The organism is Nocardia sp. NPDC060220 (genome assembly GCF_042727815.1).
Classification (GTDB): domain Bacteria; phylum Actinomycetota; class Actinomycetes; order Mycobacteriales; family Mycobacteriaceae; genus Nocardia.
Genome location: NZ_JBHWZY010000476.1, coordinates 1 through 5341, shown reverse-complemented (window position 1 = coordinate 5341; position 5341 = coordinate 1). Strand labels below are relative to the sequence as shown.

The 5341-nt window shown below is 68.6% G+C and carries 4 protein-coding genes; 2 read left to right on the top strand and 2 right to left on the bottom strand.

Annotated elements, in window-relative coordinates; translation table 11 throughout:
* Positions 1–9 precede the first annotated feature (9 nt).
* On the top strand, positions 10–546 hold the full coding sequence (locus tag ACFWF3_RS22865) for a TetR/AcrR family transcriptional regulator (RefSeq protein ID WP_379315204.1): 537 nt from the start codon (positions 10–12) through the stop codon (positions 544–546).
* Here the strand turns inward: ACFWF3_RS22865 and ACFWF3_RS22860 are convergent.
* Positions 472–2079, bottom strand: coding sequence for an MFS transporter (locus ACFWF3_RS22860; RefSeq protein WP_379315203.1), 1608 nt, complete (start codon positions 2077–2079; stop codon positions 472–474). The two genes, ACFWF3_RS22865 and ACFWF3_RS22860, sit on opposite strands and share 75 nt — an antisense overlap.
* A gap of 102 nt (positions 2080–2181) precedes the next feature.
* Here ACFWF3_RS22860 and ACFWF3_RS22855 point away from each other — a divergent pair, with 102 nt between their 5' ends.
* Entirely contained in the window at positions 2182–3084 is a 903-nt protein-coding gene (locus tag ACFWF3_RS22855) for a helix-turn-helix transcriptional regulator (RefSeq protein WP_379315202.1), read from the top strand.
* 53 nt (positions 3085–3137) lie between these two features.
* On the opposite strand, the gene fusA is transcribed toward ACFWF3_RS22855, so the two are convergent.
* Positions 3138–5216, bottom strand: coding sequence for an elongation factor G (fusA, locus tag ACFWF3_RS22850; RefSeq protein WP_379315201.1), 2079 nt, complete (start codon positions 5214–5216; stop codon positions 3138–3140).
* Positions 5217–5341: the final 125 nt, after the last annotated feature.

The following is a 5341-nucleotide window of genomic DNA, read 5'->3' as shown; positions in this document are numbered from 1 at the left end:
GCGCAGGCCGTGTCGAGGGCGGTGGGATTCGACGCGACGCCGACCGCGGCCGTCGCCGCGGCCGCCGATGTGCCGAAAGGACTGGTCTTCTACTACTTCCCCACCAAGAACGCGATCCTGTCCGCGCTCATGCGCGAACGCGTCCCCGAACACCCGATCGACGACCTCGCCGCCGTGGTGACCCCCGGCGATCCAGCCGCCAGCCTTATCAATCTCGACACCGCGATCAACCTGCGCGACCATCACTCCTCGGTCCTGCGGGTGATCATGTGGCGCGAAGCCGACACCCACCCCGACGTGCGCCGCAAACTCCGCGCCCTGCGCGATCAGCTCCTCGATGTCACCACCAGGGTTCTGCAAGCCAGCACCCCCGTCCCCGTCCGCCCCGGCACCCTCCACGCCTGCGCCGCTGCCTGGGTGTCCGCCATGTTCGCGATCGCCAGCACCGACCGCCTCCACGCCCTCGACGACCTACCCGTCCCGACTGCCGACGACCTGTTGAACGTCGCCCAGGTGGTCGCGGCGGGCATGACCCACCTCGGCTGACGGCAGCGTAGATCCGTCAGCTTCGGCTGTCCGCCGGGCGTCGTCGACGAGATGCCGATCCGGTCGGCGCGCATCCGCCGCGGTGAGCGCCCTGCCACGGAGAACGTGGAGGGCCACCGAGCCGAGGACCCCGTGCAGGACGGCCGCGGTGGCGGCGACGACGTGCAGTCCACTGACGAAGGCGCTGCGGGCGTCGTCGAGTACGGCGGGGGCGAGGCCGGGCAGGTGCAGAGTCTCGCCGAGGGTCGGGGCAAGGTCCGGACCGTGGACGCGGAACAAGACGGCGGCCAGCGAGCCGAACAGGGCGATACCGAGCGCGTTGCCGAGCTCGTTGCCGGTCTCGGCCAGCGCGGCCGCCGCGCCCGCCCGTTCGGCCGGCACCGCGGCGACGGCGATCTCGGCGACCACGCTGAACGAGATGCCGTAGCCGATGCCCGCAACCGCCGTCGCGGCGATATACCAGCCGACCCCGCTGCCGGTGCTGGTCGGCAACAACAACGACAGTCCGATCGCGATCGTGAAGTGGGCGGTGATCAACGCTGCCGACCGGCCGATGCGTGCCACGACGGCCGGGGTGACGACGGCGGCCGCAGTGAGCACGAGCGCGCCGGGGACCGCGAGCAGCGCGGCGTCGGCGATGGACCTGCCGAGCACGGATTGCAGGTACATCGCCGCCAGATACGCGGTCGCCGACCAAGCCGCCAGGGGCAGGAACCCGGTCACGATCGCGATGGTGAAGACCCGGTTGCGGAACAGGCTGAAGTCGATGAGCGGGTTGTCGATGCGCCCCTGCCTGCGGCCGAACCACGCGAGCAGCGCCACACCGACCAGGCCCACAGTCACCGAGGAAATGGATATGCCCTGCGCAGCGCCGTGTTTCACCGCGTACATGGCAGCCAGAAGTCCAGATGCCGAGGTGAGTACGCTCGCCACGTCGATGCGGCTGAGGCCGGTCGCACGCACCTCACCGAGCAGGATCGGCGCCAGCACCAGGAACACCAGCACCACGGGCACATTGATCAGTAGCACCGATCCCCACCAGAACCGGGTCAGCAGCTGCCCGGCGACGATCGGGCCGATCGCGAAACCCGCGGCGAAGGTGGCGGCGAAGATGCCGATGGCCTGCGCGCGCCGGCGCGGGTCGGTGAACAGTGTGCCGAGCACGGCGAGCGCCGACGGCAACAGCGTCGCGCCTGCCACCCCCATCAGGACACGGAAAGCGATCAGCAGTGCGGGGCTCGTGGCGAAGGCCGCCCCCACCGAGCCGAGGCCGAACATCGCCGCGCCGAACATCAGCAGGCGTTTGCGGCCGTATCGGTCACCGATGGTGCCGAACGCGATCAGCAGGGCGCCGACCGCGAAGCCGTAGCTGTCCAGGATCCAGAGGGCTTCGTCGGCCGAGGGTGAGAGCGCCTCGGTGATGGCGGGCATGGCCAGGAACAGCACCGAGCCGTCCATGGCGACGAGCAGGACGGGGCCGAGCACCACCAGCAGGCCCAGCCAGGATCGCAGCTCGATATCGATTCGATTCATGTCCCCACCCTGCGATCGCGTGCGAGTGGTAACCAGACCCCTGACGTGGGTACACCCGGCCGGGATAGGCAGGACAGCCCGGTGGTGCCTACGATCGGAACGATGGAGTTGGAAAGCCTCGGAACGTTCCTCAAGTCCCGCCGCGACCGAACTACCCCTGAGCGGATCGGCCTACGCACCTTCGGCGTCACCCGCCGCGTCCCCGGACTTCGCCGCGAAGAACTCGCTCAGCTCGCCGGAGTCAGCGCCGGTTATTACACGCGCCTCGAACAAGATCAGGCCGGGACCGTTTCCGCGCAGGTCATCGACGCCATCGCCCGGGTGCTCCAGCTCGATCCCGCCGAAACGGCCCACCTGCACAACCTCGCAGGTCAACCGGCCGTGCCGCACCTGGTCCGGGCCGAACCGGAACAACCACATCCGCGGGTTCTCACGCTGCTCACCTCGCTCGGCGACACCATGCCCGCGGTCGTGCTCGGACGCCGTGGCGATGTGCTCGCCTGGAATCACGCCGGGCACGCGCTCGTCGGCGAGCACCTCGACTTCACCGCGCCCGACGACCCCGCACGACGTCCGTCGATTCCGCGACTGTTCTTCCTCGATCCACTCGCCAGGGATCTGTACCGGAACTGGGACGAGCTCGCCCGCATTCACGTGGGCTACCTCCGGCTGACCGCGGGGCGCTACCCCACCGACGCGCGTCTGGCCGAACTGATCGGCGAGCTCACCATGCGCAGTACGACTTTCGCGACACTGTGGGCAGGCGCGGAGGTCGCCGATTGCACCGTCGGGCCGATGGATCTGCGTCATCCGACGGTCGGCCGTGTCGACGTCGACTATCAGGTGTGGTTGCAGCCCGACAGTCCTGACCACCGGCTCGAGGTCTACACCGCGCGCGATGCGAGCTCGGCGGACGCGCTGCGCCTGCTGACCGCCGGATCCACCAGGACGCGTCGGGTGCCGGCGATGGTCGACTCCGAGACACCGGACACGACCCCCACCTAGGGCTTGTCGACGAACCGGTGACGCCGCGGGTATCGCGGCGCCACCGGTGTCGATCAACTGCCCGCGATGATCGACACCGCAGCACCCGGCGGGACCGGGGCGTAGGAGTCGAACACCATCGAGTAGTTCGCTCGGCCACGGGTTTTCGAGCGTAGGTCCCCGATGTAGCCGAACATCTCCTGGAGCGGGGTCAGCGCGCGGATGATGTGCGCGCCGCCCCGTTCCGTGAGCTCGGTGACCCGGCCCCGACGGGCGTTGAGGTCACCGATCACCTCGCCGACGTACTCCTCCGGTGTCACGACCTCCACGGCCATCACCGGTTCGAGCAGCACCGGCTTCGCTCGCGCGAGCGCCGCGCGCACCGCCGCCGCTCCCGCGAGACGAAACGCCAGTTCCGACGAATCCTGCACGTGGGCGGCGCCGTCGAGCAGCGTCACCTTCACGTTCACCAGCGGAAAGCCGGCGAGCGTGCCGACGCGCAGCGCGTCTTGCGCGCCCACGTCCACCGCGGGGATGTACTCCCGCGGCACGCGCCCGCCGGTGACCCGGCTCTCGAATTCGTAGATCGCGTCGTCCTCGGCCACGTGGGGTTCCAGCGCGATCACCACCTTGGCGAACTGCCCGTGCCCACCCTGTTGCTTGCGGTGGGTGTATTCGAACAGATCGACTGCGGCGGTGATGGTTTCGCGGTAGGCCACGCGTGGGGCGCCGATGTCGGCGTCGACCCGGAACTCCCGTTTCATCCGGTCGACCAGGATCTCCAGATGCAGTTCGCCCATGCCGCCGATGACCGTCTGGCCGGTTTCGGCGTCGATGCGCACGGTGAACGTCGGGTCCTCGTCGGCCAGGCGCGCCAAGGCGGTGCCCAGCTTGTCCTGGTCGGCGCGGGTCCTCGGTTCGATCGAGACGGCGAGTACGGGGTCGGGGAAGGTCATCGACTCCAGGACGACGGGGGCTGCCCGATCGCACAGGGTGTCGCCGGTTCCCGTCGCCTTCAGGCCGATCACGGCACAGATCTGCCCGGCCTGCACCCGCTCGACGGCGATCTCGGTGCTCGAATGCATCTGGAACAGTTTGCCGAGACGCTCCTTTCGCCCTTTGGTCGAATTCAGTACGGTCACACCGGGTTCGGCGGTACCGGAGTACACCCGCAGGTAGACGAGCTTGCCGAAGAACGGGTGCAGCGCGACCTTGAACGCCAGCGCCGCGAACGGCTCGGCGATATCGGGCGCGCGGTGGATGTGCTCGCCCTCCGGCGAGAACCCGTGCACAGCGACGACATCCAGCGGCGACGGCAGGTAGTCGACGACGGCATCCAGCAGTGGCTGCACGCCGATGTTGGCCAGCGCCGAGCCACACAGCACCGGGTAGGCCCGTGCGTCGATCGTCATCCGCCGGATAGCCGCCTTGAGAACATCGACGGTGATCGGCTTGCCTGCGAGGTAGCGCTCCAGTACTTCCTCGTCGGCCTCCGCGACGGCCGCCTCCAGCGCATCACGATGCTGGAAGGCTTTGGTACGCAGATCTTCCGGAATCTCGATCGTCTCGAAACGAGCACCGCGGTCGGTGTCGCCACGCCACACCTTGGCGGTCATCTCGACCAGGTCGATGATGCCGTCGAACTCGCGCTCCGCACCGATCGGCAGCTGAATCACCAACGGGCGCACCCGGAGTCGCTCCGCGATGGTCCGCACGGTGAACGCGAAATCGGCACCGAGCTTGTCCATCTTGTTCACGAAACAGAGCCGCGGGACGCCGTATTTGTCGGCCTGCCGCCACACCTGCTCCGACTGCGGCTCCACGCCCTCCTTGGCGTCGAACACGGCGATCGCACCGTCGAGCACCCGCAGCGAACGCTCCACCTCGACGGTGAAGTCGACGTGGCCGGGGGTGTCGAGGATGGTGATCTGGTGCTCGTCCCACCAGCAGGTGGTCGCCGCCGCCGCGATGGTGATGCCGTGTTCGCGCTCCTGGATCATCCGGTCCATCACCGCGGTGCCGTCGTGCACCTCGCCGAGGGTCCGGGTGACACCGGTGTAGAACAGCACCCGTTCGGTGGTCGTGGTCTTACCCGCGTCGATGTGGGCGGCGATGCCGATATTGCGAATTCGGGCGAGATCGATTCTGGTCATGGGAATCCCCCAGGCTGGTTCTTGTCGATGAATCGACGCTCGCCAGTGGGGCGTTCCGGGAACGGCACGGGCGTCGGATCACGCGGCGCCGCACCGGCGCCGAAGGACCCGATGCGAGCTAGAAC

Excerpts from the sequence above, each read along its gene's own strand:
- ACFWF3_RS22855 (WP_379315202.1), top strand. The coding sequence starts at position 2,182 with ATGGAGTTGGAAAGCCTCGGAACGTTCCTCAAGTCCCGCCGCGACCGA.
- fusA (WP_379315201.1), bottom strand. The coding sequence starts at position 5,216 with ATGACCAGAATCGATCTCGCCCGAATTCGCAATATCGGCATCGCCGCC.
- ACFWF3_RS22860 (WP_379315203.1), bottom strand. The coding sequence starts at position 2,079 with ATGAATCGAATCGATATCGAGCTGCGATCCTGGCTGGGCCTGCTGGTG.